General features: G+C 66.6%; 1 protein-coding gene. It reads right to left on the reverse strand.

Annotated features, from left to right (window positions below; translation table 11 throughout):
- Positions 1-1,450 (reverse strand): HAMP domain-containing protein (locus IC66_RS0142225; RefSeq protein WP_038951371.1); only part of this gene is annotated, 1,450 nt, incomplete at its 3' end.
- Positions 1,451-1,761 lie beyond the last annotated feature (311 nt).

Here is a 1,761-nt window from a genome sequence, read left to right on the forward strand (position 1 = left end):
CGGCTGCCGCGACGCTCTCGACGCTGGTCGATGCGTCGTTCGAGGCCTTGCCTGCGATCTCGGCGCGTTCATTGGTCTGGCGTGACACCGCGGAGAGGTCGCCCGAGGTCTTGCGCATTTCGCCGGACGCCTCGCTCAGCTCGCCCAGCGACTTGTGCACCACGCCTTCGAACTCGCCGACATAGGCTTCCATCGCGCGCTGTCGCGCGGCGGCACCGGCGTTGCGCTCGCGTTCCTGCTCTTCGATCTTCTGCTTGTCGATGGCCTGCTGCTTGAAGGTCTCCAGTGCGCCGGCGAGCGAGCCGATCTCGTCGCGTCGGTCGAGATAGCCGCTGTCGACGGTGAGGTCGCCGCCGGCGACCCTTAGCATGGCATCGCGAATCCGGTGCAGCGGCGTGATCACGCGGCGGCTGACGGCCAGCATGGCGGCGCCGGTCAGGACGATCGCGGCGACGAGCAGGGCGGTGTTGACGATCAGCAACTGCACTGCGGCCGCCCGCTGCGCGGCGGAGTGATCCTTGGCGGCCTGCAGCGCGGCGTCGGCGAGCCTCACCGCGGTCATCATGCGGGGCACCGAATAGGGACTCCACTGGTTGGCGGTCATCGACGGCTTCTCGCCCTTGGCGACCGTCGTGATGACGCCGTCGCGCGTGGCGGCGTATTGCGGATCGAAATAGGTCGACTTGGTCTCGGTCATCGCCGCCGCCAGCGCCGGCGGCAATGGCATGCCGGATGCGGCGAGCTCGATCGCGGTCCAGGCGGTGTCGGTGCCGCCCACCAATTTGGTGTAGGTGAGCTGCACCTCGGGCGCGATCTTGCCGGCGTTGAGTGCATTGCCGACGATCTGCGAGGACTCGCCGGCCGTGTTGCGGAGCAGCCAGGCCATCTGCTTGATGGACAGGAGCTGGTCGATGGTCGCGTCCTGGTGGTTGACGCTCGCCGCGAGCGCGCCCGAGAGTTTTTCGAGCTGCGCCATCAGCGCGTCCTCGGTCGCGACATATTCCTTGGCGAGGCCTGCGCGGCGCTCGGCCTTGGGCTTGACGACCTCGGTCCAGAACTCGGCCTGTGCGGCCAGCAGCGTCTTGTTCAGCTTGCCGAGATCGGCGAGGAACGCTTCGCGCTGGACGATGTCGGTCGTGGGCAGGAGCTCAAGCGTGAGGGCCAGCGCCGGCATCAGCGCCGCGCGCAGCTCGCGGATGTACTTCTCGATGTCCTTGTCCATCGCGACATCGGAAGTGAGCTGGCGGCTGCTGGTCGAGCGGTCGGCCCGAATGTTGGCCATCGCCTTGAACACTTCGGCCGAGGCGGCCGAAACCGCGACGATCCGGTTGGCCTGTTGAAGACGGCCCCATGAGCTCCATGCGCTGATCGAGAAGTCGATGACGACGATGAATGCGGTGGAGAGGATTACCGCCTTCAACAGCGTGGATACGGTCAAGCGATTGAGCATCGGACACCCCGGGTGCGCGTTTCGAGTTCGTGGCCTGAACGGCAGCCCCACGAAGTTCGAAGAGACCAAGGGATGCACGCAACAGATGCGCCCGCCAGCGGCGAGCGCGTGAGGCGCATTTGGCCCGAAAAGGGTAAAAACTTAGGCAGCGTTCCTGCCGTAAAATTACGGGCGCGGCGCCCTCTCCCGATCCGCGCCTACGCCGCGCGGATCTTGCCGAGGAAGTCGCTGACCTCATGGCCGAGCTGGCGGCTCTGGCTCTCCAGCATCTCGGAGGCCTGCTTCACATTGTCGGCGGCTGCGGCGGCAGC

It is taken from the genome of Bradyrhizobium genomosp. III (assembly GCF_000261705.1).
In the GTDB taxonomy this organism is placed as follows: Bacteria; Pseudomonadota; Alphaproteobacteria; order Rhizobiales; family Xanthobacteraceae; genus Bradyrhizobium; species Bradyrhizobium ottawaense.